The sequence below is a fragment of the Pseudomonas sp. GW821-FHT10C09 genome, assembly GCF_059415465.1.
Window position 1 is genome coordinate 71,382 of sequence record NZ_JBWKNG010000011.1, and the last position, 26,178, is coordinate 97,559.

General features: G+C 59.6%; 18 protein-coding genes and 2 pseudogenes. 9 read left to right on the forward strand and 11 right to left on the reverse strand.

Features of this window, described 5'->3' with window-relative positions; all coding sequences use genetic code 11:
• Positions 1 to 6: 6 nt before the first annotated feature.
• Genes AC07N8_RS13285 through AC07N8_RS13295 form a run of 3 tightly spaced genes read right to left on the reverse strand, consistent with a single transcriptional unit; the run spans position 7 to position 1,758 of the window.
• On the reverse strand, positions 7 to 267 hold the full coding sequence (locus tag AC07N8_RS13285; RefSeq protein WP_483841027.1) for a phosphopantetheine-binding protein: 261 nt from the start codon (positions 265 to 267) through the stop codon (positions 7 to 9).
• On the reverse strand, positions 248 to 1,057 hold the full coding sequence (locus AC07N8_RS13290; RefSeq protein ID WP_493143975.1) for a lysophospholipid acyltransferase family protein: 810 nt from the start codon (positions 1,055 to 1,057) through the stop codon (positions 248 to 250). Before AC07N8_RS13290 ends, AC07N8_RS13285 begins: the two co-directional genes overlap by 20 nt.
• Complete coding sequence (locus AC07N8_RS13295) at positions 1,033 to 1,758, reverse strand: beta-ketoacyl synthase chain length factor (protein ID WP_483841029.1); 726 nt, start codon at positions 1,756 to 1,758, stop codon at positions 1,033 to 1,035. The genes AC07N8_RS13290 and AC07N8_RS13295 overlap by 25 nt, the downstream gene beginning before the upstream one ends.
• Positions 1,759 to 2,113: 355 nt before the next feature.
• On the opposite strand from AC07N8_RS13295, the gene AC07N8_RS13300 reads away from it, so the two are divergent.
• Positions 2,114 to 2,884 (forward strand): ParA family protein, encoded by a 771-nt coding sequence (locus AC07N8_RS13300; protein WP_483841030.1) that lies wholly within the window; start codon positions 2,114 to 2,116, stop codon positions 2,882 to 2,884.
• A 128-nt stretch (positions 2,885 to 3,012) separates the two neighbouring features.
• On the opposite strand, the gene trxC is transcribed toward AC07N8_RS13300, so the two are convergent.
• Entirely contained in the window at positions 3,013 to 3,447 is a 435-nt protein-coding gene (trxC, locus tag AC07N8_RS13305) for a thioredoxin TrxC (RefSeq protein WP_123435540.1), read from the reverse strand.
• Between the two features lie 193 nt (positions 3,448 to 3,640).
• Between trxC and AC07N8_RS13310 the strand changes: the two genes are divergently transcribed.
• Together AC07N8_RS13310 and AC07N8_RS13315 are read left to right on the forward strand one after the other, a co-directional pair.
• Positions 3,641 to 3,937, forward strand: a complete 297-nt coding sequence (locus AC07N8_RS13310) for a type II toxin-antitoxin system HigB family toxin (protein WP_483841031.1) — start codon at positions 3,641 to 3,643, stop codon at positions 3,935 to 3,937.
• Positions 3,934 to 4,335, forward strand: coding sequence for a helix-turn-helix domain-containing protein (locus AC07N8_RS13315; protein WP_483841032.1), 402 nt, complete (start codon positions 3,934 to 3,936; stop codon positions 4,333 to 4,335). The genes AC07N8_RS13310 and AC07N8_RS13315 overlap by 4 nt, the downstream gene beginning before the upstream one ends.
• Before the next feature lie 6 nt (positions 4,336 to 4,341).
• Here AC07N8_RS13315 and selO read toward each other — a convergent pair whose 3' ends face one another.
• From selO to AC07N8_RS13340, 5 genes and pseudogenes are all read right to left on the reverse strand, one after another.
• Positions 4,342 to 5,805, reverse strand: coding sequence for a protein adenylyltransferase SelO (gene selO / locus AC07N8_RS13320; RefSeq protein ID WP_493143979.1), 1,464 nt, complete (start codon positions 5,803 to 5,805; stop codon positions 4,342 to 4,344).
• A gap of 48 nt (positions 5,806 to 5,853) precedes the next feature.
• Positions 5,854 to 9,204, reverse strand: coding sequence for a mechanosensitive channel MscK (gene mscK, locus AC07N8_RS13325; protein ID WP_483841034.1), 3,351 nt, complete (start codon positions 9,202 to 9,204; stop codon positions 5,854 to 5,856).
• Positions 9,205 to 9,238: 34 nt separating this feature from the next.
• Positions 9,239 to 10,981, reverse strand: coding sequence for a potassium/proton antiporter (locus AC07N8_RS13330; protein WP_483841035.1), 1,743 nt, complete (start codon positions 10,979 to 10,981; stop codon positions 9,239 to 9,241).
• A 276-nt stretch (positions 10,982 to 11,257) separates the two neighbouring features.
• On the reverse strand, positions 11,258 to 12,130 hold the full coding sequence (locus AC07N8_RS13335; RefSeq protein ID WP_404942955.1) for a methyl-accepting chemotaxis protein: 873 nt from the start codon (positions 12,128 to 12,130) through the stop codon (positions 11,258 to 11,260).
• Positions 12,131 to 12,160: 30 nt separating this feature from the next.
• A pseudogene (locus tag AC07N8_RS13340) lies at positions 12,161 to 12,883 on the reverse strand (MCP four helix bundle domain-containing protein); the annotation flags it as partial.
• Positions 12,884 to 13,158: 275 nt separating this feature from the next.
• On the opposite strand from AC07N8_RS13340, the gene AC07N8_RS13345 reads away from it, so the two are divergent.
• From AC07N8_RS13345 to AC07N8_RS13360, 4 genes and pseudogenes are all read left to right on the forward strand, one after another.
• Complete coding sequence (locus tag AC07N8_RS13345) at positions 13,159 to 13,389, forward strand: hypothetical protein (protein ID WP_007947124.1); 231 nt, start codon at positions 13,159 to 13,161, stop codon at positions 13,387 to 13,389.
• A complete protein-coding gene (locus AC07N8_RS13350; RefSeq protein WP_027922059.1) occupies positions 13,386 to 13,688 on the forward strand; it encodes a cell division protein ZapA in 303 nt (100 codons plus the stop codon). The genes AC07N8_RS13345 and AC07N8_RS13350 overlap by 4 nt, the downstream gene beginning before the upstream one ends.
• 146 nt (positions 13,689 to 13,834) lie before the next feature.
• Positions 13,835 to 14,863: pseudogene (locus AC07N8_RS13355) on the forward strand (HAMP domain-containing protein); the annotation flags it as partial.
• A 132-nt stretch (positions 14,864 to 14,995) separates the two neighbouring features.
• Positions 14,996 to 15,727 (forward strand): methyl-accepting chemotaxis protein, encoded by a 732-nt coding sequence (locus AC07N8_RS13360; RefSeq protein WP_493144088.1) that lies wholly within the window; start codon positions 14,996 to 14,998, stop codon positions 15,725 to 15,727.
• A 115-nt stretch (positions 15,728 to 15,842) separates the two neighbouring features.
• Here AC07N8_RS13360 and AC07N8_RS13365 read toward each other — a convergent pair whose 3' ends face one another.
• Complete coding sequence (locus AC07N8_RS13365; RefSeq protein WP_493143983.1) at positions 15,843 to 17,645, reverse strand: acyl-CoA dehydrogenase; 1,803 nt, start codon at positions 17,643 to 17,645, stop codon at positions 15,843 to 15,845.
• Between the two features lie 245 nt (positions 17,646 to 17,890).
• Entirely contained in the window at positions 17,891 to 21,841 is a 3,951-nt protein-coding gene (putA, locus tag AC07N8_RS13370; protein WP_493143985.1) for a trifunctional transcriptional regulator/proline dehydrogenase/L-glutamate gamma-semialdehyde dehydrogenase, read from the reverse strand.
• 463 nt (positions 21,842 to 22,304) lie between these two features.
• On the opposite strand from putA, the gene putP reads away from it, so the two are divergent.
• Together putP and AC07N8_RS13380 are read left to right on the forward strand one after the other, a co-directional pair.
• Entirely contained in the window at positions 22,305 to 23,789 is a 1,485-nt protein-coding gene (gene putP, locus AC07N8_RS13375; RefSeq protein WP_483841038.1) for a sodium/proline symporter PutP, read from the forward strand.
• 368 nt (positions 23,790 to 24,157) lie between these two features.
• On the forward strand, positions 24,158 to 26,176 hold the full coding sequence (locus AC07N8_RS13380; protein ID WP_493143987.1) for a type VI secretion system Vgr family protein: 2,019 nt from the start codon (positions 24,158 to 24,160) through the stop codon (positions 26,174 to 26,176).
• The last annotated feature ends 2 nt before the right edge of the window (positions 26,177 to 26,178 follow it).

Genomic DNA, 26,178 nt, shown 5'->3' on the forward strand with positions numbered 1-26,178 from the left:
CCGGTCTCAAGCTGCCTGTTTTGCAGTGACGAACGCCGCAAGGCTCGCCACGTTGGTGAAGTGATTACGGGTGTCCTTGGCGTCGGCGTCGATTTTGATGCCGTATTTTTTCTGGATCGCCAGGCCGAGCTCCAGAGCGTCCACCGAATCCAGGCCCAGGCCTTCGCCGAACAATGTCTGTTCGTTGTCAATGTCTTCGGCGCTGATGTCTTCGAGGCCGAGGGCATCGATGATCAGTTCTTTGATGTCACGGTGCAGATCGCTCATCTTCGGCGAGCTCCTTAATAAAGTAAGTATGCAAATATTCGTTGAGCTTGCGCGAAGCCTGCGGGGGCGGGCCTAGCGTTGCGAAAGACTGTGGGTCTATATCGGCCCCAACGCGAAAACTGAAGTGCACGCGGCGTTTCGGGATCCGATACCAAGGCTCGGCCTTGGTCAATGTCGTCGGGCTGACCTTGATGATGACCGGGGTGAGGATTTTCGCACCGCGCAGGGCGATTGCCGCGCCCCCCCGATGAAAGGCCGGCGCCTCGCCGGGTTGGGTGCGCGTGCCTTCGGGAAAGATGATCAGGGTCTGACCGTCTTTCAGCGCATCGGCAGCCGCGTCCAGCATGTCCATGCTGCCGTCGTTGCTGATGTATTCGGTGCGACGCAGCGGCGCGCGGGTAAAGGGGTTGTCCCAGAGACTTTGTTTCACCACGCAGTTGGCATGACGCACCAGGCCAATCAGAAACACGACATCGATCAGCGAGGGGTGATTGGCGAGGATCATTTGCCCGGGGCGACCGAGTTTTTCCGCCCCCTGGATGTCGTAGGTCAGGACACCGGTACGGGCCATGAACCGGACAAAAAACCAGAAGCAACGACTGACGGTTTTTCGTGCGCGCAGGCGATGGGTCCTGGCATCACCGGGCAAGCAACCCAGCAACGGGAAAACTACCAGCCGCAGGCACAGGCCGCCCAACCCGAACAGGGTGAAGCTTGCGGCAGTGGCCAGCAAACGCCAGTAGTAGGCGTCGCGGTTTTTTCCGGTTACGGGGTGCGATGCCAGGTCCATACACGATTCTTCCAGGCATGTTGGCAAGTGGTTTGCTGGCCGAGCAGGGTACGCAACAGATTCAGCGCATGCGGCCAGTGGGCTTTTGACAAGCTTTGCGTCGAGCTGTTCAGGGACAACTGCCAGTCGGTACCCGGGGTCAGCAACAAAGCCACGGCATACGGAAACGGCACATCGTCGATCCAGGTCTCGTAGGCGTCAGGTGGTTGTTCTTCGGTGACAATCAGCAGGACGGCAGGTGCGCCTTCGTCCAGCATCGCCGCAGCCTCCAGCATGCCGTGTTCAAGCCCGTCCCCGGCGGCGGCGAGCGCCGTCATTTCGCTGGTTTCGCCACGCATGATCGACCATAGACCAATCACGGCGTTGTGGACGGACAAGCTGAATTGAGTGGGCGACAACGGTTGGTCGGCCGCCAGATCCCTGAGGATTTCGAAAGTGCGCGGCGTTTCGCCATGGCGGGAAATAAAGACCAGCGGTAGGTCCTTGCAACCTTCGGCCAAGGGCCAGCCGACACTGAAGGCCATTCTCGCCAGGCGGCTGAGTCGCCGGCGCTGCATGGCGGGCAGAAACGACACATCGGGGGCGGCATCGCTGCTCGCAAGCACGACCGGTTGTCGGCTCCATGCCTGCCAGTCGTCCACGCTTTCGAGCCCGGGAGCCCACGCGCGCCATTGGGCGATGTTGAAGTTGATCACAGACATACATCCCGCCCCTGCGGGGCTAACTTGACGCGGTGAGTCGCAAAAACAGCGACAGACCTTACGTGGCGCGTAACGCCGAGTGGCGCGCATTATCCCGGTGCTACGGGTGCGTAGCAAATGCTGGTTACATTTTGCGCAAGGAAATGTACCGTCCGGTTCGCGAAAAGCTATCGTTTGGCCATTATCCACATAGGGATGCTCGCGTCTGTCGGCGCATCACCAAATTCAATGGATGAGATTGCCTCTTATTCATAGGGAAACAGGCGCTGACCGTGTAGTCCCTATCCCAAGGAGGTAGCTAAGCAATGCCGTGGACTACTACACTCGGTCATTCTTTGATACATGGAGGTCTGACATGCGGCGCGTGGTGTTTAATCAAAAAGGTGGCGTGGGCAAATCCAGTATTGCCTGCAATCTGGCGGCGGTCAGCGCCAGCGAGGGCTATCGCACCCTATTGGTGGATCTCGATGCCCAGGCCAACTCCACTCAATACCTGACGGGCCTCACCGGCAGTGACATCCCGATGGGCATCGCCGACTTCTTCAAGCAAACCCTGTCCTCCGGCCCGTTCTCGAAAAAGAACCAGGTCGACATCTACGAAACGCCCTTCGACAACCTGCACGTGGTTACCGCCACGGCTGAGCTGGCGGATTTGCAACCCAAGCTTGAGGCGAAACACAAGATCAACAAGCTGCGTAAGTTGCTTGAAGAGTTGGGGGAGGATTACGACCGGATCTACCTGGATACACCGCCCGCGCTTAACTTCTACGCGGTATCTGCGTTGATTGCCGCGGATCGCGTGCTGATTCCCTTCGACTGCGACAGCTTCTCGCGTCAGGCGTTGTACGGTTTGTTGGCTGAAATCGAGGAATTGAAAGAAGACCACAACGAAGGACTGGAAGTCGAAGGCATCGTGGTCAACCAGTTCCAGGCCCGTGCCAGTCTGCCCCAGCAGATCCTCGACGAGTTGATCGCCGAAGGGTTGCCGGTGTTGCCGGTTTACCTGGCCAGTTCAGTGCGTATGCGCGAATCTCACCAGGCCAATACGCCGCTGATTCACCTCGATCCACGGCACAAGCTGACCCAGCAATTCGTCGAGCTGCACAACCTGCTGGAAAATGCCTGATCCCGGCTTACCACCGAACCCATGTGGGAGCGAGCCTGCTCGCGAAAGCGCAGTGTCAGTCGATATTAATGTTGACTGTTACATCGTCTTCGCGAGCAGGCTCGCTCCCACTTGGGTTTTTGGTGGTCTTAAATCCCCTGGCTACGCAACCAACTCATCAACTGCGGTAACGGAAAAGCCCCGCTCTGGCGCGCCACTTCCCGGCCGTTCTTGAACAGAATCAGACTCGGAATCGAGCGAATCCCCAACTGCGCCGACAACTGCTGGTTCGCTTCGCTGTCGAGTTTCGCCAACCGGCACTTGCCCGCCAACTGACCGGCCGCCTGCTCGAACACCGGCGCAAACGACTTGCACGGCCCGCACCAGTCTGCCCACACATCCACCAGCAACGGCAGATCGCCTTTGATCTGGCTGGCGTAATCGCCTTGCTTCAATTCGAACGGTTTGCTCAGCAGGACCTCGGCTTTACAGCGACCACACTTTGGGTGATCGCTGAGGCGCTCGGCGGGGATGCGGTTGAGGCCGTTGCAGTGGGGGCAGGGGATGAGGAGTGGATCGGTCATGGTGGGTTCCAGAAAAGGGCTGATAGCTCTTAGTTGGAGACGTCTGCTCACATTTTCAATCGTGTCGCATTCATCGTTGAAACTAGGCTGAGGTGCGTGACGCGCGACCATTGGTCTGCTTATGACTATCGCAGCTTGCGATTGTTTTTGTCTGTGACCTATTCTCTATAGCAGAATGCGATAAGGATGTTGCATGCGAGTGTTTTCTGAAAAACGAATCTGGGAAGCCAAAGAAAAATGGCCCGCTGCAGCAAGCGCGCTGGACCAGTGGTATCGAGTGGTCAAACGTATAGAGCCAAGCGATTTTGCAACGATGAAGTCATCATTTCCGGCAACCGACAAAGTTGGTGAGTTTCACGTATTCGACATTGGCGGCAACAAGTTAAGGTTGATTGCCTATGTCAGGTACCGGCCTCAAAAGCTCTACATCAAGCATGTTCTGGATCACCGCGAATATGATCGCGGAAAGTGGAAGGAGGGAAGGGTATGAGCGTTTTGATCAAAAAGGCTGCTGAGCACTGGGAATTCGTCTCGCCGCTGTTACGCAAACCGAAAAACGAAGACGACTACGACATGTTGGTGCAGGCACTCGACGAGTTGCTCGAGATGACGGGAGATGATGAGTCAAATCCCCTGATGAGTTTGGTGGACATCATCGGTGACTGGATTGAGGAATGGGATCATAAACATCATCCGATGCCCCAAGCCAGTGGCGCCGAAGTTCTTGGCTACATGATGCGTGAGCATGGCCTGACACAGAGCGACCTGCCTGGCGTCGGTACCCAGTCGGTCGTATCCGAAATTCTAAGCGGCAAGCGCCAGCTCAACGTGCGACAGATTCGCTGGTTGGCCGAGCGCTTTGGTGTGTCGGCTGAGATTTTTATCTAATCGGCATCACGACGAACAACTAATCTCCAAATGCTTCCCCCACTCCGGCGGCCGCTCGGCGTAACTCTCCATCCCTGGCTGTTCCTCAAACGGATGGCTCAGCACCGCGTGCAGCCGCCGAACCTCTGAATAATCCCCGCTCTCCGCCGCATCGATAGCTTTTTGCGCCAGGTAATTACGCAGGATGTACAGCGGATTGACCGCATGCATCCGTTGTCGGCGCTGTTCCTGATCAACCACGCCTTCGCGAGCCACCCGGGCGATGTAGAGCACTGCCCAGGCATCGAAGCCCTTGATGTCGACAAAGTCATCGCGCAAGCGGGCAACGGCCAGTTCCGGTGACTCATCTCCAAGGCGACGGAAGAACAGGCTGTAATCGACGCCGCTGTTCTGCATCAGTTGCAGCAGGTGTTCCAGCAGTTTCTGGTCATCGTCTTCAGCGGTGGTGAAGCCGAGGCGGCGGCGCATCAGGTCCAGGTAGTGGGCCTGGTACAGCGGCAGGTACAGCCCGAGGGTTTCGCGCAGGGCTTCGACGCTGATGAACGGCGTCAGGGCCTGCGCCAGGGCGCTGAGGTTCCACTGGCCGATTGGCACCTGGTTGCTGAAGGAGTAACGACCTTGATCGTCGGAGTGGTTGCAGATGAAGTTGGCGTCGAAGTCGTCGAGGAAGGCGAACGGGCCGAAGTCGAAAGTGATGCCGAGGATCGACATGTTGTCGGTGTTCATTACCCCGTGGCAGAAGCCATAGGCCTGCCACTTGGCGATCAACCCGGCGTTGCGCTCGACGATTTCGCGGAACATCGCCAGGTACGGTTCCGGTTGTTCCAGGCATTCGGGGAAATGCATGGCCAGCACGTGCTCGCCGAGTTCTTTCTGCTTCTCGGGACGTTTGGTGTAGTAGAAATATTCGAAATGCCCGAAGCGCACATGGCTCGGCGCCATGCGCAGGACCATGGCGGCGCGTTCCTGCTTCTCGCGCCAGACCGGCGTGTCGGAGCCGATCACACACAGCGCGCGGGTGGTCGGGATGTTCAGGGCATGCAGCGCCTCAGAGGCGAGAAACTCGCGGATCGAGGAGCGCAACACCGCGCGACCATCGCCCATGCGTGAAAAAGGCGTCTGGCCTGCGCCTTTGAGGTGCAAGTCCCAGTGTTCACCGGCCTCGTTGTAGACCTCGCCCAGCAACAAGCCGCGCCCGTCACCCAGCTGCGGGTTGTAGGAGCCGAACTGATGCCCGGAATAGACCATCGCCCTCGGCACCGCGTCGGCCCAGAGCTTGTGGCCGCTGAACAGCTCGGCGAACTCCGGGGTTTCAGCAACGGCCGGGTCCAGGTCCAGCAGCGCCATCGCCGCAGGGCTGGCCACTACCAGGCGCGGATTATCGATGGGCTCGGGCAGCACGTGGGCGGAAAACGTATCGCCCAGGCGAGCAAAACGATTATCGAAGGTCAGTTCGTCGAGGGCTTTCACCGGCCATCTCCAGCAGAATGTCCGAGCATTCTGCTGGGGATAGGACGGTTAGTCGAGCTTGGCGGGTGGCGGCTCTTGCAGCGGTTTGCCATCGGCCAGTGGCACGATGGTTTTGGTTTCCGGCTCGATCGGCACCATTTTGTATTCCTGGCCGTGAAGGTTCTTGAGGTAAACCTCCATTTGCCGGAAAGAAATGTTGATGTGCTGCTTCTTGAATTCGCGGTTGATGAAGCGGTTGACCTCATCGAGCACCGGGTTGCGGTCGCCGAGGTCGCGCACGTGCATGCGCAACTCGTGGTCGAGGGTGCTTTCGCCGAAGTTCAGGAAGTACACATGCGGTTCCGGGTCTTTCAGCACGCGCGGGTTATCGCGGGCAGCCTTGAGCAGCAGCTCTTTCACCAGGTCCAGGTCCGAGCCGTAATCGACGCCAAGCTTGAGGGTTACCCGGGTGATGGTGTCGGTCAGGGACCAGTTGATCAGTTGCCCGGTGATGAACGTCTTGTTCGGGACAATGATGTCCTTGCGGTCGAAGTCGGTGATCGTTGTGGCGCGGATGCGGATCTTGCTCACCGTACCCGACAGGTTGCCGATGGTGATGGTGTCGCCGATCCGTACCGGGCGTTCGAACAGGATCATGATGCCGGAGATGAAGTTCGCGAAGATCTCCTGCATCCCGAAACCAAGACCGACCGACAGCGCGGCGACCAGCCATTGCAACTTGTCCCAGCTCACGCCGAGGGTCGACAGGGTCGAGACAAAACCGATGCCAGCAATCACGTAGGACAGCAGCGTGGTCGTGGCGTAAGCGCTGCCCTGCGCCAGGTTGAGCTTGGACAGTACCAACACTTCCAGCAGACCCGGCAAGTTGCGGGCGAGGGCGAACGTGATGCCGATGATGATCAGCGCGCCGAGCATGTCGCCGATGCTGATTGGCACCATGCTCATGGTCGCGCCCGTGCCACTGGTGTATTCGTAGAGGGTGATGTTGTCCAGGTACGAGAACACCGAAATCAGGTCGGACCAGGCCCAGTACAGGGCGGCCATGAAACCGCCAAGCAGCGCCAGACGAATCAGGCGCAAGGACTGTTCGTTGACCTTCTCGATGTCCAGCGTCGGTTCCTCAATCACCGCTTCGCCGTCCCCGGCCTCTTTCGCAGCCTGACGTTTGGTCAGCGCTCGCTGGTACGCCAGACGGCGCGCTGCAACGCTGAGGCCGCGGACAAAGGTGGCTTCGATCACCAGCCAGAACATCAGCAGGTACAGGGTGTTGATCAATCGATCACTGAGCTTGAGCGCGGTGTAGTAGTAGCCGAAGCACACGGCCACGAACAACGCGATCGGCAGTGCAGTAAACAGGATTCCCACCAATTTGCGGAACAGCGAAGCGTTTTCGTGTGTCGGGCTGCGCATCAGCAAACGGCTGAGCAGCCAGGCCATCAAGGCGTAACAGGTCAACACCACCGGCATGCCCAGCACGTCATCAGCCAGTGTCGCCGGTTGCAGTTCGGCAACCGCCACCACGGCCACCAGGGCCATCACCACCAGTCCGAGGCGACGGACCCAGCCTTGAAGGAATTCGACCTGAGGTTTCTCCCAGCGGAAATGCAGTTCCGCCACACCGCCCGGCGCGAGGATCCGATAGGCGGTGTAGAACACCAGCCATGCCTGGGCCATTTGCAGCATCGCTGCGCCCATGTTGGCGTTCTGCCCGCGAGCGTCTATTTGCAGTGCGAGACCGCACAAAGCCAGGCCCAACGCGACCGGCATCGCCAGCAAAATGTTGATCAGAATGGCCTGCGGCGTGTGCAACTGGCTGTCGCGCTTGAAGTGGCCGATGTCCTTGTGAACCCTGTTCAGCAGGGCATACAGGCTTTTGCGTCGCCACAGCAGGGCGCCGATCAGCAACACCAGCGGCAGAAACAGCAGCGGCCGTTGAATCAGGCCATCGCTCAATTCACTCAGGCTGGAGGACAACGGTAACGTCGCGACCTGGCGCTGCAAGCGCTCCGGCACCGCGCGTATCCACTCCAGGTCCAACGGCTTGTTGCTGGGAATCCAGAACATCTGTTCATCGAGGGTCGCCCGCAGGCTTTGCGCGGTACTCAGCAGTTGTTTCTGATTGAGTTGCAGGGTGATGGATTCGTTGAGCACCGCGCTCAATTCGCGGTTCAGTCGTTCCAGCAGATCGGCGCGGGTCGTGGCCAGTTCCAGCAGGCTTTTGCGCAGTTGCGGGGTGACTTGCTCTGGCGGTTGGGTCGACAGCAGGTTATCGACATAGGTAGCCGGGTTGCTCAGCAGTTCGCGTTGCTGGCTGACTTCAAATTGATAGAGACGAATGTCAGCGATTTGATCGGCCAGGTTACGGTCGAGCTTCAAGCGCGGCAGGGACTGCTTCTGTTTGTAGAGAATCTTGGAGAGCAGCAGGCTGCCCTTGAGCACGTTGATTTGCTCATCCAGCGCCGAATCGCTCTGGGTGACGTTGTCCAGTTGTTGCTTGGTTTGCAGGTTTTGCTGAGTGACTTCGTTGAGGCGGTCAGTGCTTTTGAGCAGGTAGTCGGACAGTTTCAGGTTGGCCGCGCTTTCGGTGGCCAACAGGGCGCTGCCACCGGATTTCTGCGCCTCGATGGACTGCTGGGTCACCGTTTCCTGAGACTGGGCCAGGCGTTTCTGGTTGATCAGGGTTTGCAGCTCCTGGATCTCCTGATCCAGACGATCGGATTTTTCCGAGAGCAAGTCGTGCTGGCCGCTGCCCAGGTCCTGCAACTGACTGTTGCCGGCCAGTTCCTGGCGGCGCAGTGGGATCAGTGCATTCAGGGCGGCGAGTTCGGCATTGAGCAAATCGCGCTGTTCGCCACTCAAGGTTTTGCCGGCATCTTTACCGGTTTTGAGGGTGTTGTTGATTTGTTGAATGCGCGTCTGGCTGGCCGAAATTTCGGCCTGGGCGCGTTCCGGGCGAGTCTGGGCGGTAATCACCAAGCTGTTGGCATCAGCCAGGGCCTTTTGCAGATCGCTTTGCTGGGTCGAGCGCTCGGTGAGCATTTGCTCGAGCTGCGGGATCGACAGGTTGGCGTAGCGTTGCCCGACGGGCTGAGCCTTGGTCGCCTTCAGGCGCGCCAGTTCACGCTGGTTCTCGATGTTCTGCTTCGGCGCGGTGGCCAGTTGCTGTTTGAGATCGGCGAGTTTCTGCTCGTAGTCACGCTCATTGTTGAGCTGGGTGAGCGTGTTCTGCAGGACCGCTTGCAGCGCTTTCTGATCGGCTTCCGGCAGCTTGCGGTCGGCGATCTTGTCCAGGCTCGCCTGCACGGCTTCGCTGGACGGCGGTTCGGCCGCTTGCAGCGTGCCGATGGAGAGGCTCAGACCCAGCAGGGCCATGACGAAAAAGGTGCGCAGGGTTGACATAGAGACCGATCGAAAACGAGACGAAGAATGGAGTTTAGAGGAACAAGCCCGGACCCGGGCGACTTCCTTCGGGGAATCTGACGCCCACTTTGCCGATCTTGTTCCCTTCCATGACCGCCACGGTCCAAATGGTGTTGTTCCACTCCACCTGGTCACCGACCACGGGTGCACCCCCGACTTTCTGGGCGATGAAGTGGCCGAGCGCCATGTCCGGATCGATGCCTTCGACCTTCAACCCGTACAGCGAAGCAACCGCGCCCAGCTGGGCGTCTCCTTCGAGTACGAAGTCGCCGAAGAAGCGCAAATCCAGACCCCGTTGCGGTGCCTGGCTGAAGAGTTTTCCGAGGGCCGGAAGGTTGTGTTCATGGCCAATAACACACAGCAAATCATCGACTTCCAGCACCGTACTACCCGACGGATGGAGCAATTGCTGGCCACGAAACAGGGCGGCGATACGCGTGCCTTCGGGCATTTTCAGCTCGCGGAGGGGCGAGCCGATGCACCATTTCTCGGCACCGAGGCGATAAATGAACAGCTCCCACTCACTGGTGACATGCACTTCCAGGGCCGACCGTGAGATCGGCGCAGGCTCCGGTGGCACCGTCACTTTCAACAGTTTTGCCACCCACGGCAGGCTCGTGCCCTGCACCAGCAGCGACACCAGCACAATAAAGAAGGCGAGATTGAAATAGAGCTGGGCGTGAGGCAAACCGGCCATCAGCGGGAACACCGCCAAAATGATCGGGACCGCGCCGCGCAGGCCGACCCAGGAAATGAATGCTTTTTCGCGGCCATGGAACGCTTTGAACGGCAGCAGTCCAGCCACCACCGACAGTGGCCGCGCGACCAGAATCATCCACAGCGCCAGGCCCAGCGCGGGCAGGGCGATCGGCAGGAGGTCATGCGGAGTGACCAGCAGACCCAGCACGAGGAACATCCCGATCTGCGCCAGCCAGGCCATGCCGTCGAGCATGTGCAAAATGCCGTGCCGGCTGCGCACCGGTCGGTTGCCGATGACCAGACCGCACAGATACACGGCGAGGAATCCGCTGCCGTGCAGGGCGTTGGTCAGGGCAAACACCACCAGACCGCCGGCAATCACCAGAATCGGATAAAGGCCGTTGGCCAGGTTGATCCGGTTGACCAGTTGCAGCATCAGCCAGCCGCCGCTGAGGCCGACGACGGCCCCGATGCCGAACTCGCGCACGAAGTGCCCGAGCAGGCTCCAGTGCAGGCCGGTCTCGCCGCTGGCGAGCATGTCGATCAAGGTGACGGTGAGGAACACCGCCATCGGGTCGTTGCTGCCGGATTCGATTTCGAGGCTGGCGGTGACCCGTTCGTTCAGGCCTTTGCCACCCAGCAGCGAGAACACCGCGGCGGCGTCGGTCGAGCCGACAATCGCGCCGATCAGCAGGCCCTGAATGATGCTCAGGTTAAACAGCCAGGCGGCGACCATGCCGGTCAACGCCGTGGTAATTAACACCCCGATTGTGGCCAGCGACAGCGCCGGCCACAACGCAACGCGGAAACTCGCGACCCGGGTGCGCAAACCACCGTCGAGCAGGATCACCGCCAGCGCGAGGTTGCCGACCAGATAAGCCGTGGGGTAATTATCGAAAATAATGCCGCCACCGTCGACGCCGGCAGCCATGCCCACGGCCAGGATAATCACCAGAATCGGGATACCAAGACGGGACGAAAGTGAGCTCACCAGAATGCTCGCACCTACCAGCAACGCGCCGATCAGAAACAGGCTGTTGATGGTGATTGCATTCAAAGGCAGTACTCCAGAAAACGAAAGGCGGGCACAAACTGACCATGCAGTCTGCGTGCCAGCGATTCTAACCTGTTGAAATGTGATGCTGTCAAAAAGGTTTTGGCGAGAGGTACGTCACGCCGCCCAGCCGAGCGAACACCTTGTGGCGAGGGAGCTTGCTCCCGCTGGGTTGCGCAGCGACCCCAAATCAGGCGTGTAGGTCTTCCCGGTTGGTTGAGCGACTGCTTCGCAGCCGAACGGGAGCAAGCTCCCTCGCCACAGAGGTGTTGTGGGGTGTCAGAGGCTAAACCGCCCAACCATGTTGTTCAGGTCCAGCGCCAATCGCGACAGTTCATTGCTCGCCGCACTGGTCTGATTCGCGCCGGTCGCCGATTGCACTGACAAATCACGAATGTTCACCAGGTTGCGGTCTACTTCCCGAGCCACTTGCGCCTGTTCTTCAGCGGCGCTGGCGATCACCAGGTTGCGTTCGTTGATCTCGACGATGGCGCTGTTGATAGTGTCCAGCGACAGACCGGCGCCACGAGCAATGTTCAGCGTCGACTCGGCGCGCTCGGTACTGTTGCGCATCGAATCCACGGCGTGCTCGGTGCCGCTCTGGATGCTGCCGATCATGCGTTCGATCTCGCTGGTCGACTGCTGAGTGCGATGCGCAAGCGCCCGAACCTCATCCGCCACCACCGCAAAACCACGACCGGCCTCACCGGCGCGAGCCGCTTCGATGGCCGCGTTCAGGGCCAGCAAGTTGGTCTGGTCGGCCAGGCCGCGAATCACGTCCAGCACCTTGCCGATGTCGCGGGATTCGTTGGCCAGGTCGCCGATCAGCGTCGCGGTGCTCTGCACGTCGGCGCTCATACGTTCGATGGCGCTGACGGTTTCCTGCACCAGATCACGGCCATCACCGGCCGACGTCGTGGCGTTCTTCGAGGCTTCGGAAGTGCTCACGGCGTTACGTGCGACTTCTTCCACGGCGCTGGTCATCTCATTGACCGCAGTGGCCGCCTGTTCGATTTCGTTGTTCTGCTGAGTCAGGCCGCGGGCGCTTTCGTCGGTGACGCTGTTGAGCTCTTCAGCGGCGGACGCCAGTTGCGTAGCCGAACCGGAAATCCGTTGCAGGGTGTCGCGCAGCTTGTCCTGCATCTTCGACATCGCCAGCAACAAGCGACCGGCTTCGTCTTCGCCATCGACCGTGATCGGGCGCGTCAGATTGCCTTCGGCAATTTCCTCGGCTGCGCTCAGGGCGTTGGCGATAGGTTTGGTGATGCTGTTGGTCAGCAACCAGGCAAACAGCAAAGTCAGGCCGGTGGCGATGACCAGCAGGGTGATCACCAGGTTGAACGCTGAGGAATACTGGTCGGCTGCCTGCTGATTGGTGTCGACGGTCTGCTGCGTGTTGATCTCCAGCAAACGGTTGAGCACGGTGTTGACCGCTTCGGAGTTGGTCAGCAAATCGGTGTTGAGCAAGGTGCGCAGCTCATCGACCTGATTGTTGCGCGACAGGCTCTTCATGCGGTCTTCGATCTGACGGTACTGACTCAGCAACTGCACGTATTGATCGTAGGCCGCACGTTCCTGCGGGCTGCTGATCAGTTTTTCGTAGGTCGTCTGGGCGCTGCGAATCTGCTGATTGCGCGTTTCCAGCAGGTCCATGGTTTTCTGCTGTACGTCCGGCTCGCGGTTGACCAGCAAGCGATAAGACAGAACGCGCAGACGCAGGGTCAGCTGCGTGAATTCGTCGAGGCTCTTGATGCTCGGCACGCTGCTTGAGGTGATCTCCTCGGCGGCACCGCGAATCTTGCTCATCTGGTTCAAGGCGAACACGCCCAGGATCAGCATCAAGCTGCCAATCAGGGCAAAACCGAGGAACGCCCGTGGAGCGATATTCATATTACGAAGGGACATGGTGTTTACCGAAGTGAGCGCAACCGTGCGCGCTGAAGCTGACGTATGAGTGACTTATCGGTCATGCGACTAAAGTCTTGAGCCCCTGCGCGTTTTTGTCGCACAAAGGCGCTCTGCGACGAAGTGCAGGAACCGGATCCGCCAATCACAGTCTCTACTGCTCGCGAGAAAGGTCGCCCGCCAGGAAAATCAAGGCTTTAGGCCCTAATAACCCTGGCATCCGTGGTGACTTTTCTTTATCGTACGCGCCCTTTGAAAATGCTCGGAAAATCAAAATGTTGGAAGCATCCCTAAGCCAATTGGAACAGCTGGTAAATGACCTGGTGCAACAGAACCAGGCCCTGCTCGGCAGCAACCAGACCCTGAGCGCAGAACTGGCTCAGGCCAAGGATGAAAACGAAAGCCTTCAGCTGAGCCTGATGGAACAGGAAGAGAAACAAGGCGCCACCGCCGCACGCATCCAGGCCCTGGTTGAGCGCGTCAGCGCCGGTCCGGTCAGCGCATGAATCACGGCGCCGCAGGGGTAAAAGTCGTCTCGATCCTGGGGGAGGACTATTCGATCAAGGCGCCGGCCGGGGAAGAGCAAACCCTGCTGGACGCCGCGATGATGTTGAAAGCTGCTTTGGCCGACACCAAACGGAAGTACCCGACCCTGATCGGTGACCGCCTGCTGGTGCTGGCCGCGATGAATCTGTGCTCGCAGCAAATCGAAATGAAAAAGCAGCACAAGCAGGAACTCGACCGTTACCAAGAGCAAGTCAGCGCCACGGTTGAAGTGATTTCCAAGACGATCAATCAGGCCTGATCGGCTTTGCGCACAACCAAAGAATAAATTGTCGATAATCGTTGTATACAATCGGCACGGCTGTTGCAGTGTTTCAGCCTCTTATTCTTTGGGGGTGCACCATGCAGTTCTGGCGACGCAGTATTCAATGGCAGTTGATCCTGAGCATGGGCACCGCCCTGTTGGTCAGTATCCTGATCGTGGTAGGCATCTATACCCTCGTGGTTAACCGTCTCGCCCAGAGCTATCTGGTCGAACAAGCCCTGCCGTCGAGCATCGAAGCGATGCGCAACGACATCGAGCGAATCCTTGTTCAGCCCCTTACCGCCGCCAAGGACATCGCCAGCAATAGCATGGTGCGCGACTGGTTGGCCGCGGGTGAAGACAGCGGCCGGACGGCCGAATTCTCGCACTACCTGGAAGGCATTCGCGCTGAACACAAAGCCTTCACCGCGCTGATTATCGGCACTGCTTCAAATCACTATCTGACCGAAAAAGGCCTGGACCGGACCCTCAGCCGTTCCAACCCCAAAGACGCCTGGTTCTACTCATTCCTCGACAGCAACCAGCCGCGCACCCTCAATATCGACAATGACACCGCGACCGGAGAATTGGCGCTGTTCATCGACCTCAAGGTGCAGGCCGCCGGTAAAGTCGTGGGCGTTGCCGGGCTCGGGTTGAGCATGAAAGAGCTGTCGGAGCTGATCCACAACTTCAGCTTCGGGGCGCGCGGCAAGGTCTATCTCGTGCGTTCCGACGGTTTGATCCAGGTGCACCCCGAGGCGCAATTCAGCGGTAAACGCACCTTGGCCGAGCAAATCGGTGCCGCGGCGGCGCAAGCAGTCATGGGTCAAAAAACTGCCACAAACAGTAGCTTTATAAGAGAGGGCGAAGACTTCCTCGCGTTGAGCCTGCCGCTGCGGGACCTGGGCTGGACGCTGGTGGCCGAAGTGCCTCAATCGCAGATCTACGCCGAAGCCCGCCGCGCCATGTGGATGAGCAGCGGCATCGGCCTGGCCGTGGCGCTGGTGTGCCTGTTGCTGGTGGTGTTGTTGGCCCGTGGCTTGGTGCGCCCGATCCGTCAGGTAACAGCGGCACTGGTAGCCATCGGTAGCGGCGGTGGAGATTTGACCCATCGGTTAGATTCCAGTCGTGCCGACGAGCTGGGTGACCTGGCGCGTGGATTCAATCGGTTCCTCGACAGCCAGCGTGAAATGATCGGCGAAGTGCTGACCACCAGCGAACGCTTGCGCACCGCCGTCGGCCAAGTGGCGAAGGTGGTGGACAACACCGCTCAGCGCTCTGGCCGGCAGCAGGAAATGACCGACATGGTCGCCACTGCCGTTCACGAAATGGGCCTGACCGTACAAGAAATCGCCCAGAACGCCGGCAACGCGGCGGTCGCCTCGCAAAACGCTCGCGATGAAGCGATGCAGGCGCGGGAAGTGGTCGGTGGTTCGATTCGGCATATAGAAAGCATGTCCGATGAAATCGGCCTCGCGGCGACGGCGGTGGGCGAGTTGGCCCATCAAGTGGCGTCTATCGATCAGGTGTTGGCGGTGATTCGCGGGATTTCCGAGCAGACCAACTTGCTGGCGCTCAACGCCGCCATTGAAGCGGCACGGGCCGGGGACATGGGGCGCGGGTTTGCGGTGGTGGCGGATGAAGTGCGCACCTTGGCGCGGCGCACGCAGTCGTCGACCGATGAGATTCAGCAGATGATCGGCAGCCTCAAGCAGGGTGCTGAGAACGCGGTGTCATCGATGCACAGCGGGCAAGCGGCGACGGGCACCGGTGTTGAGTCGAGCCAGCGCACCGGAGCGTCGTTGACGGCGATTACCGGGCAGGTGGAACGGATCAGCGACATGAACCATCAGGTGGCGACGGCGACGGAAGAGCAGTCGGCGGTGACCGAGGAGATCAACCGCAACGTGCAGGGGATTTCGGATTTGGCTCGGGCTACGGCCGGGGAAGTCAGGGCTTGTCGCGAAGATTGCCAGACGTTGCAGCGGTTGGCGGATGATTTGGCGCGGCAGATGGGCAGTTTCAAGCTGAGTTGATGTGTTGTCTTTGCGGGACTCTTCGCGAGCAGGCTCGCTCCCACAGTTGATCGCATTTCACCTGTGGGAGCGAGCCTGCTCGCGAATGGATTTCAGCAGCACCATGAAGCTCTGATCAGAACCACTCATCCTGCATGTTCAGACACACATCATCCCGCGCCTCAAGAATCGCCAGGTCATGGTGGCAACCCGGCACTTCCCATGTCAGGAAATACCGCGCCGCCTGCAGCTTGCCCTTATAAAAGCTCACATCCGTCGCATTCCCCTTGGCCAATCCTTCCTCGGCCCGAATCGCCTGTTCCAGCCAGCGCCAGCCAATCACTGTGTGCCCGAACACTTTCAGGTACAGCGCCGAGTTCGCCAGGCTGCTGTTGACCTTGCCCTGCGCCAGATCCGTCAGCAGGCCGATGGTCACCGTTTGCAGGCGCGCCACCAGTTTCTCCAGCGGTTCACGCAGCGCGGTCAGGGATTCATACGCCTGTGCCCGCGCGCCTGTATCGGCGATCAACCGGATCAACTGCTTGAGCCCCGCACCCCCGTTCTGCGCCAGTTTTCGGCCCAGCAAGTCCAGCGACTGAATGCCGTGCGTCCCTTCATGAATCGGGTTCAGACGGTTGTCGCGGTAGTACTGCTCCACCGGGTATTCGCGGGTGTAGCCGTGGCCGCCGAGAATCTGGATCGCCAGTTCGTTGGCCTTGAGGCAAAACTCCGACGGCCAGGATTTGACGATGGGCGTGAGCAAATCCAGCAACTCATGGGCCTGCTTGCGCTCGGCTTCAGTTTCCAGCGTGGTGGTGTCATCGAACAGTCGCGCCGCGTACAACCCGAGGTCGAAGGAGCCTTCGACATAGGCTTTCTGCGTCAGCAGCATGCGCTTGACGTCGGCGTGCTGAATGATCGCCACCGGCGCGGTGTTCGGGTCCTTGCTGTCTGGCACGCGACCTTGTGGACGTTCGCGGGCGTACTCCAGCGAGTACAGATACCCGGCGTAACCGAGCATCACCGCGCCCATGCCGACGCCAATCCGCGCTTCGTTCATCATCTGGAACATGTAGCTCAAACCGTGATGCGGCTTGCCCACCAGGTAGCCGACACACTCGCCGTTATCGCCAAAATTCAGAGCGGTAGACGTGGTGCCGCGCCAGCCCATCTTGTGGAACAACCCCGCCAGCAACACGTCGTTGCGCTTGCCGAGACTGCCGTCATCGTTGACCAGGAACTTGGGCACGATGAACAGCGAAATGCCCTTCACCCCGGCCGGTGCGTCCGGCAGCTTGGCCAACACCATGTGCACGATGTTTTCCGACAGCGGGTGATCGCCGCCGGAGATGAAAATCTTGTTGCCCTTGAGGCGATAAGTGCCGTCAGACGCAGGCTCGGCGCGCGTACGAATATCCGACAGCGACGAACCGGCATGCGGTTCGGTCAGGGCCATGGTGCCGAAGAAGCGGCCGTCGATCATCGGTTGCAGGAAGCGTTGTTTCTGCTCCTCGGTACCGAAGCTTTCAATCAGGTTCGCCGCGCCCATGGTCAAGAACGGGTACGAAGTCGATGCCGCGTTGGCCGATTGAAAATGCGCGAAGCACGCCTGGGACAACAGCGTAGGAAGTTGCATCCCGCCCGCATCGAAACTGCGCGCAGCGTTGAGGAAACCTGCTTCGAGGAACGCATCCACCGCCGGTTTCACTTCCGGAATCAGAATCGCCTGACCGTCCTCATAGCGCGGCTCGTTCTCGTCGCCCTTGCGGTTGTGCGGGGCGAAATACTTCTCGGCAATGTTGCGGGCGGTGCCGATGGCGGCATCGAAGGTCTCGCGATTGTGCTCGGCGAAACGCTCACGCTGGGTCAGGCCCTCGGCATCGAGGACTTCATACAGCTCGAAAGCCAGATTGCGGGAACTGAGCAACGTCTCGGACATGGCGGCCTACCTTTTTTGGAATGGACCGAGTCTAGGCGTGGGAATAAAGGCTGAACAGGATGATTGATGAGCGTGATGGTAGTGTCCGGTCACCGCTAATCAAATGTGGGAGCGAGCCTGCTCGCGAAGGCGGTGTGTCATCCAATACATGTGTCGGATGACACACCGCCTTCGCGAGCAGGCTCGCTCCCACAGGGGGTTTTGCATACCGGGCGTCCATTGCGGGCGCCCGGTCTTGTTGCGGTTTAGCCGATGGTCATCAAGCTCGCATTACCACCCGCCGCCGCCGTGTTAACGCTCAACGCCCGCTCAATCACCAGACGCTCCAGCGCAATGTTGGTCTCGCCTTGCGACAAGCCATGAACACCGACAATGGCGCCCGCACGCTTGGCCACTTGCTGGCACACCGCACGCAACTGGTCGGAATGGCCGTGATGCAGAACCGCATCAAACACCACTTCGTCCTTGTTCCAGTCGGACACCAGCTTGATGCGTGCCTGAACTTCCTTCGGCAAACGTGCGAACAACGCCTTGCTCACGTCAGATTCCGGCCACACCGCCGAACCACCGACAGCCAGTACCGCCGCCAGTTGAGTCAACAGATCGCCTTCAACCTCGGCCAGACACAGCACGTGTTCACGCGGCAGGATGGCGTAGCTGTTGCGCTCGCCGGTCGGGCCCGCCAGAAGACGAGTGATCCCGCTTTGCGATTGCGCGGTGAACTGCACGCACAGGGTGCTCAGGTCGGCAAACTTGTTGCTGTCGGCCCAGGCCTTCAGGGCGGTCAGCGGCTTGCTCATGGCGTCACGCAGACGAACGTCCGGCGCAGCGATAGCGTCACCGCGAGCGAAGGATTGTTCGATCGCATCGGTAGGACGTGTCGACAGCAGGCGGTACAGGTACAGCGGACCACCCGCCTTCGGACCCGTACCCGACAAACCTTCACCACCGAACGGCTGCACGCCAACCACAGCACCAACAATGTTGCGGTTCACGTAGACGTTGCCGGCGTTGACGTTGTCGATCACCTTGGCGATGGTCTCGTCGATACGCGTGTGCACGCCCAGCGTCAGGCCATAACCGGAAGCGTTGATCTGACCGATCAATTGATCGATGTCTTTGCGCTTGTAGCGAACCACGTGCAGCACCGGGCCGAAGATCTCCCGTTGCAGTTCGTCGAAGCTTTCCAGTTCTATCAGGGTCGGCATCACGAAGGTGCCGCGTTTGACTTCTTCGCTGTTGGCGATAGCCACCTGGTACACGTTGCGACCTTTGTCGCGCATGGCCTGGATGTGCTTCTCGATGCCAGCCTTGGCTTCGGCGTCGATCACCGGGCCGATGTCCACGGACAGGCGCTCAGGATTGCCGAGGCGGCATTCAGCCATGGCACCTTTGAGCATTTCGATGACACGGTCAGCGGAATCTTCCTGCAAGCACAAGACGCGCAGTGCCGAGCAACGTTGGCCGGCGCTGTCGAAGGCCGACGACACGACGTCGATCACCACTTGTTCGGTCAATGCCGAAGAGTCGACGATCATCGCGTTCTGGCCACCGGTTTCGGCGATCAGCGGGATCGGACGGCCCTGGGCATCCAGGCGACCGGCGATGTTGCGTTGCAGCAAACGAGCGACTTCGGTGGAGCCGGTAAACATCACGCCTTTAACGCGCTCGTCACCGACCAGCCCGGCACCCACGGTTTCGCCACGGCCCGGCAGCAGTTGCAGCACGCCTTCCGGAATCCCGGCTTCGAGCAGCAAACGCACGGCTTGAGCGGCTACCAGCGGGGTTTGTTCCGCAGGCTTGGCCAACACCGGGTTACCGGCCGCCAGCGCTGCCGCGACTTGACCACTGAAAATCGCCAGCGGGAAGTTCCACGGGCTGATGCACACCACTGGACCCAGTGGACGGTGGGCGTCGTTGGTGAAATCGTTGCGCGCCTGCACCGCGTAATAACGCAGGAAGTCCACAGCTTCACGCACTTCGGCGATGGCGTTGGCGAAGGTCTTGCCGGCTTCGCGAGCCAATAGGCCCATCAGCGGCTGGATCTCGCCTTCCATCAAATCGGCGGCACGTTCCAGGATCGCGGCGCGTTCGGCGGGCGGGGTGGCCTGCCAGATTGGGGCGGCGTTCAAGGCGCACTGGATCGCGTTATCGACGTCTTCGACGGTGGCTTCTTGCACATGGCCGACCACGTCACGCAGATCGGACGGGTTCAACACCGGCACAGGGGTTTCAGTGCTGGAGGCGCAACCGAGCATCGGCGCGGCTTTCCAGTGGTTGTGAGCAGTGGCCAGCAGGGCGCAGGACAGCGAAGCCAGACGATGTTCGTTGGCCATGTCGATGCCGCTGGAGTTGGCGCGCTCGGCACCATAAAGATCACGCGGCAGCGGGATACGCGGGTGCGGCAGGCCGAAGCCGCCTTCCAGCGTCGCCATCTGCTCGATGCTGGCCACTGGATCGGCCACCAGCTCCTGGATCGAAATGGATTGGTCGGCGATGCGGTTGACGAACGAGGTGTTCGCACCGTTTTCCAGCAGACGACGTACCAGGTACGCCAACAGCGTTTCGTGCGTGCCGACCGGTGCGTACACGCGGCACGGACGGTTCAGCTTGCCTTCGGAAACTTTACCTACAACCTGTTCGTACAGCGGTTCGCCCATGCCGTGCAGGCACTGGAACTCGTACTGACCCGGGTAATAGTTCTGACCGGCAATGTGGTAAATGGCCGACAGTGTGTGGGCATTGTGCGTGGCGAATTGCGGGTAAATAACTTCCGGAACCGACAGCAACTTGCGGGCGCAAGCGATGTAGGAAACGTCGGTGTACACCTTGCGGGTGTAGACCGGATAGCCTTCCAGACCTTCGACCTGGGCGCGCTTGATTTCGCTGTCCCAGTACGCGCCTTTCACCAGGCGGATCATCAGGCGATGACGGCTGCGGCGAGCCAGGTCGATCACGTAATCGATCACGTACGGGCAACGCTTCTGATACGCCTGGATCACGAAACCGATGCCGTTCCAGCCGGTCAGCTGCGGCTCGAAGCACAGGCGCTCCAGCAGATCCAGCGACAGCTCGAGGCGGTCGGCTTCTTCGGCGTCGATGTTCAAACCGATGTCGTACTGCTTGGCCAGCAAGGTCAGCGACAACAGGCGCGGGTACAACTCGTCCATCACACGCTCGTACTGCGCGCGGCTGTAACGCGGGTGCAAAGCGGACAGCTTGATCGAAATGCCCGGGCCTTCATAAATCCCACGACCATGGGACGCTTTGCCGATCGAGTGAATGGCTTGTTCGTACGAGGCCAGGTACTTCTGCGCGTCGTGCTCGGTGAGTGCCGCTTCACCCAGCATGTCGTAGGAATAGCGGAAACCCTTGGCTTCGAACTTGCTGGCATTGGCCAGGGCTTCGGCGATGGTTTCGCCGGTGACGAACTGCTCGCCCATCAGGCGCATGGCCATGTCGACGCCCTTGCGGATCATCGGCTCGCCACTCTTGCCGATGATGCGGCTCAGGGACGAGGTCAAACCTGCTTCGTTATGCGTGGCGACCAGTTTGCCGGTCAGCAGCAGGCCCCAAGTGGCAGCGTTGACGAACAGCGACGGGCTGTTGCCCAAGTGCGGGTGCCAGTTGCCGGTGCTGATCTTGTCGCGGATCAGTGCATCACGGGTGCCTTTGTCCGGGATGCGCAGCAGCGCTTCGGCCAGGCACATCAGTGCTACGCCTTCCTGGGACGACAGGGAAAATTCCTGCAACAGGCCCTGAACAATCCCGGCACGGCCACCGGCACTTTTCTGATTACGCAGCTTCTCGGCAATCGAGGAGGCCAGTTTGTTGGTGGCTTCAGCCATCGCTGCCGGCAGACGCGCCTGCTCGATCAGCATCGGCACCACTTCCGGCTCAGGGCGACGGTAGGCGGCGGTGATCGAAGCGCGCAGCACCGATTGCGGCAGGATGCTTTCGGCGAATTCGAGGAAGCACTGGTGAGCGTGATCCAGAGGCGCATCGACGGCGTCGTCGGAATCCTTGGTCAAACCACTCAGCTCGGTCAGGGTTGCACCACCCTCGAGTTTTTCCAGGTAATTGAAAATTGCCTGCTTGATCAGCCAGTGCGGCGTGCGATCAATCGAGGTCGCGGCAGCCTTGAGGCGCTCGCGGGTCGGGTCGTCAAGTTTGACCCCAAGTGTGGTGGTAGCCATTTTTTTATCCTCATGTTTGCCACGACCGCGTGGCATCAGCTGGCGGCAAGATTAGCTGTGCAACCGTTGAGGTGCAACCGGGTGCAACCCTTTTTTTGTCGGAATAATAAGCAGCTCGTCAGGAATTAAATTCCGGTACGAACGTACCGCTCCTGCTTGGTGCTTTTACTTCTAGAAACATATCGTGACTGCGCTAAAAGGAAGCAAAAACCGCCCGGTTTTAAGTAAAACAGTGTAGGTGCAACTAATTCTCACGAAATGGGTTGCACCTTATTTGGGTTGTTGAATAGGATTCGCGCCCCAAGGTGCAACCGGATGAAAAATCGGTGCACCGGCTGATGGCTTTCCTGGGGAAACATCAGTCATAAATGCGCGGGCTTTGAAATCGTCTGAACAAACGTTGTCGTTTGTCGGCGTTTTCACACGTTGGCGCTACATAAAAACAAAGCCAGGGCATCACTGAATGAGCGTAAGCAATCCAACCCTGATCACGTTCGTGATCTACATCGCAGCAATGGTGCTGATCGGCTTCATGGCCTATCGCTCCACGAACAACCTTTCTGACTACATTCTGGGCGGTCGCAGCCTGGGCAGCGTCGTCACGGCCTTGTCCGCCGGTGCCTCCGACATGAGTGGCTGGTTGTTGATGGGCCTGCCGGGTGCCATCTACATGTCCGGCCTGTCCGAAAGCTGGATCGCCATTGGCCTGATCATCGGTGCTTACCTGAACTGGCTGTTCGTCGCTGGCCGTCTGCGTGTGCAGACCGAGCACAACGGCGATGCCCTGACCCTGCCGGATTACTTCTCCAGCCGTTTTGAAGACAAAAGCGGCCTGCTGCGGATCATTTCTGCGGTGGTGATCCTGGTGTTCTTCACCATTTACTGCGCTTCCGGCATCGTTGCTGGCGCTCGTCTGTTTGAAAGCACCTTCGGCATGTCCTACGAGACTGCGCTGTGGGCCGGTGCTGCGGCGACGATTGCCTACACCTTCGTCGGCGGTTTCCTCGCCGTGAGCTGGACCGATACCGTACAAGCCACGCTGATGATTTTTGCGCTGTTGCTGACGCCGATCATCGTGCTGCTGGCCACCGGCGGCGTTGACACCACGTTCCTGGCCATCGAAGCGCAAGACGCCAGCAACTTCGACATGCTGAAAAACACCACCTTCATCGGCATCATCTCGCTGATGGGCTGGGGCCTGGGCTACTTCGGCCAGCCGCACATCCTCGCGCGTTTCATGGCGGCGGATTCGGTCAAGTCGATCGCCAACGCCCGTCGCATCTCCATGACCTGGATGATCCTGTGCCTGGGCGGCACCGTTGCGGTAGGTTTCTTTGGTATCGCTTACTTCTCGGCGAACCCTGATTTGGCCGCTCCGGTCACTGAAAACCACGAACGCGTGTTCATCGAACTGGCCAAAATCCTTTTCAACCCATGGATCGCCGGTATCTTGCTGTCGGCCATCCTGGCGGCCGTAATGAGCACCCTGAGCTGCCAATTGCTGGTGTGCTCGAGCGCCCTGACCGAAGACTTCTACAAAACCTTCCTGCGTAAATCCGCTTCCCAGGTGGAACTGGTCTGGGTCGGCCGCGCCATGGTGCTGCTGGTTGCCCTGATCGCCATCGCGTTGGCCGCCAACCCGGAAAACCGCGTACTGGGTCTGGTCAGCTACGCTTGGGCCGGTTTCGGTGCTGCGTTCGGTCCAGTCGTGCTGATCTCCGTGATCTGGAAAGACATGACCCGCAACGGCGCACTGGCCGGCATCCTGGTCGGCGCGATCACCGTGATCGTGTGGAAACACTTCGAACTGCTGGGCCTGTACGAAATCATCCCTGGTTTCATCTTCGCCAGCCTGGCGATCTACATCGTCAGCAAACTGGGTGCGCCGACTCACGGCATGCTGCAGCGTTTTGCTGCTGCCGAGGCAGATTTCCGCCTGAACAAGTGATGGGGAGGGGCTGAGGCTCTGATCTTTCACTGAACATGAAAACGGCCCGCTTCCTTTTGGAGGCGGGCCGTTTTTTTATGGCCGACACAAATCTCGAATCCGTGTGCATATCCCTGTGGGAGCGAGCCTGCTTGCGAATGCGGTGAGTCATACAGCAATGATGTCGACTGATACACCGCTTTCGCGAGCAAGCTCGCTCCCACAGGGATTGGTGGTGGTTTTGAGGGAGATGTCTGTAGCCAAACGCACTGATTCTTGAAGGATAAATCTCTTAAAAAGTAGGGAAAATCTGATTTCCTTGTCCCTCCCTCAACACCCCTTGTCGCTCATGCAGAATCGCCCGCCTTCATTCTGCAGAGACACATCGGATGTTCGCGCCTGCCAATCAACCGCGTTTCACGTTGACCCTCGACGGCGTCCAGAATGAGCTCAAAGTCCTTGAGTTCACGGGCACGGAAGCCATCAGCCAACCCTACCGTTTTGACCTGGAACTGGTCAGTGAACGGCCAGACATAGAACTGGAAAGCCTGCTGCACCGTCAGGCGTTTCTGAGTTTCGATGCACAAGGTTCCGGTATCCACGGTCAGATTTTTCGCGTCGGCCAAAGCGACTCCGGGAAACGTCTGACGGGCTACCAGATCAGCCTCGTGCCGCGACTGGCTTACCTCGGCCAGCGCATCAACCAGCGGATCTTCCAGCACAAAAGTGTGCCAACGATCATCGCGCAGGTCCTCAAGGACCACGGCATCCAGCGCGATGCGTTCGAGTTTCAACTCGGCAGCGACTACGCGGCTCGCGAGTATTGCGTGCAGTATGCCGAAAGCGATCTGGCGTTCATCCAGCGGTTGTGTGCCGAAATCGGCATTCACTACCACTTCCAGCACAGCCCCGACGGGCATCTGCTGGTGTTCGGCGATGACCAGACGGTTTTCCCTCGTCTGCCCGAGTCGACGCTGTACCTGCCCGGCAGCGGAATGGCGGCGGATGCACCGGCCATCAAACGTTTCAACGTGCGTCTGGAAACCCGCACCACCGCAGTCGCCCGTCGCGATTACGACTTTCAAAAACCACGCCTGCAACTCGATACCCGTCTCGACAGCGAACAGCGCCCGGTGCTGGAGGATTACCACTTCCCCGGCCAGTTCATTGATCGCGAACATGGCAAGCAACTGACCCACCGCGCACTCGAACGCCACAACGCGGACTTCCGTCAGGCCGAAGGTAAAGGCGACGATTCAGCGCTGGTTTGCGGACATTTCCTGCACCTCGCCGAGCATCCACGTCAGGCATGGAACGATCTGTGGCTGATCACCGAAATCGAACACCGCGGCCGCCAGCCACAAGTGCTGGAAGAGTCGGCCACCAGCGACGACCCGGACGACTTCCAGGGTTATCGCAATACCTTTCTGGCAACGCCGTGGGACGTTTCGTTTCGTCCTCCACTGGGGCCGCAAAAACCGCGAATGCTCGGCTATCAACCGGCCGTGGTCACCGGGCCGACTGACAGTGAAATCCATTGCGACGAGTTCGGACGGGTCAAGGTTCAGCTCGCCTGGGACCGCGATGGTCAGCTCAACGAACACTCCAGTTGCTGGCTGCGCGTGGCCACGGGTTGGGCGCATGACCGTTATGGCAGCGTGCTGATCCCGCGCGTCGGCATGGAAGTGCTGGTCGGCTTCATCGACGCCGATGCCGACAAACCGCTGGTGATGGGTTGCCTGCCAAACGCGGCGACGCCCGTTCCGCTGGACCTGCCCGCCGACAAGACCCGCAGCATTTTCCGCAGCCAGAGCAGTCCGGGCGGTGGTGGCTACAACGAGCTGCGCATCGAGGACCGCAAAGGCGCCGAGGAAATCTACCTGCGCGCCCAGCGGAACTGGACCCAGCACGTGTTGAATGATCAACAGGTGCAGGTCGATAACCAGCGCAGCATCGTCGTCACCGGCACCGCTCGCCACGAGTTGAAGGCTGACGAGCAGCGCATCACTCACGGCCAGCGCCAGGCCGAAGTGAAGCTCGACGACCACTTGCTGGTGATGGGTGATCGGCACATCCGCGTGACCAGTCAGGCGTTCAACGCCAGTCAGCAGTTCCACGTCAGCGCCGGCCAGCAAGTGGTGATCGACGGCGGCGCCAGCGCGACGATTCAGGCGGGCGGGCAGTGGATCAACATCGGGCCTGGGGGGATTTTCAGCAGCGTGCCGATTCAGGTCGGGGGCGCGTTGATGCCGCCGATGGCTGCCGCGCCGGTGTCGCCCGATACACCACTGAAACTTGCTGCTGCCCCGGCAGCGTTGCTGAGTGCTGCGCAGATCATGAGCCTGAAAAGCGATGCGCCGTTTTGTGAGGAATGTGAGCGCTGCAAGGACGGTGTCTGTGCAGCCTGATC

Bases quoted from the DNA above. Each gene is read 5' to 3' on its own strand.
- AC07N8_RS13285 (WP_483841027.1), bottom strand. From the start codon at position 267: ATGAGCGATCTGCACCGTGACATCAAAGAACTGATCATCGATGCCCTC.
- AC07N8_RS13290 (WP_493143975.1), bottom strand. From the start codon at position 1,057: ATGGACCTGGCATCGCACCCCGTAACCGGAAAAAACCGCGACGCCTAC.
- AC07N8_RS13295 (WP_483841029.1), bottom strand. From the start codon at position 1,758: ATGTCTGTGATCAACTTCAACATCGCCCAATGGCGCGCGTGGGCTCCC.
- AC07N8_RS13300 (WP_483841030.1), top strand. From the start codon at position 2,114: ATGCGGCGCGTGGTGTTTAATCAAAAAGGTGGCGTGGGCAAATCCAGT.
- trxC (WP_123435540.1), bottom strand. From the start codon at position 3,447: ATGACCGATCCACTCCTCATCCCCTGCCCCCACTGCAACGGCCTCAAC.
- AC07N8_RS13310 (WP_483841031.1), top strand. From the start codon at position 3,641: ATGCGAGTGTTTTCTGAAAAACGAATCTGGGAAGCCAAAGAAAAATGG.
- AC07N8_RS13315 (WP_483841032.1), top strand. From the start codon at position 3,934: ATGAGCGTTTTGATCAAAAAGGCTGCTGAGCACTGGGAATTCGTCTCG.
- mscK (WP_483841034.1), bottom strand. From the start codon at position 9,204: ATGTCAACCCTGCGCACCTTTTTCGTCATGGCCCTGCTGGGTCTGAGC.
- AC07N8_RS13335 (WP_404942955.1), bottom strand. From the start codon at position 12,130: ATGTCGAAGATGCAGGACAAGCTGCGCGACACCCTGCAACGGATTTCC.
- AC07N8_RS13345 (WP_007947124.1), top strand. From the start codon at position 13,159: ATGTTGGAAGCATCCCTAAGCCAATTGGAACAGCTGGTAAATGACCTG.
- AC07N8_RS13350 (WP_027922059.1), top strand. From the start codon at position 13,386: ATGAATCACGGCGCCGCAGGGGTAAAAGTCGTCTCGATCCTGGGGGAG.
- AC07N8_RS13360 (WP_493144088.1), top strand. From the start codon at position 14,996: ATGGTCGCCACTGCCGTTCACGAAATGGGCCTGACCGTACAAGAAATC.
- AC07N8_RS13365 (WP_493143983.1), bottom strand. From the start codon at position 17,645: ATGTCCGAGACGTTGCTCAGTTCCCGCAATCTGGCTTTCGAGCTGTAT.
- putA (WP_493143985.1), bottom strand. From the start codon at position 21,841: ATGGCTACCACCACACTTGGGGTCAAACTTGACGACCCGACCCGCGAG.
- putP (WP_483841038.1), top strand. From the start codon at position 22,305: ATGAGCGTAAGCAATCCAACCCTGATCACGTTCGTGATCTACATCGCA.
- AC07N8_RS13380 (WP_493143987.1), top strand. From the start codon at position 24,158: ATGTTCGCGCCTGCCAATCAACCGCGTTTCACGTTGACCCTCGACGGC.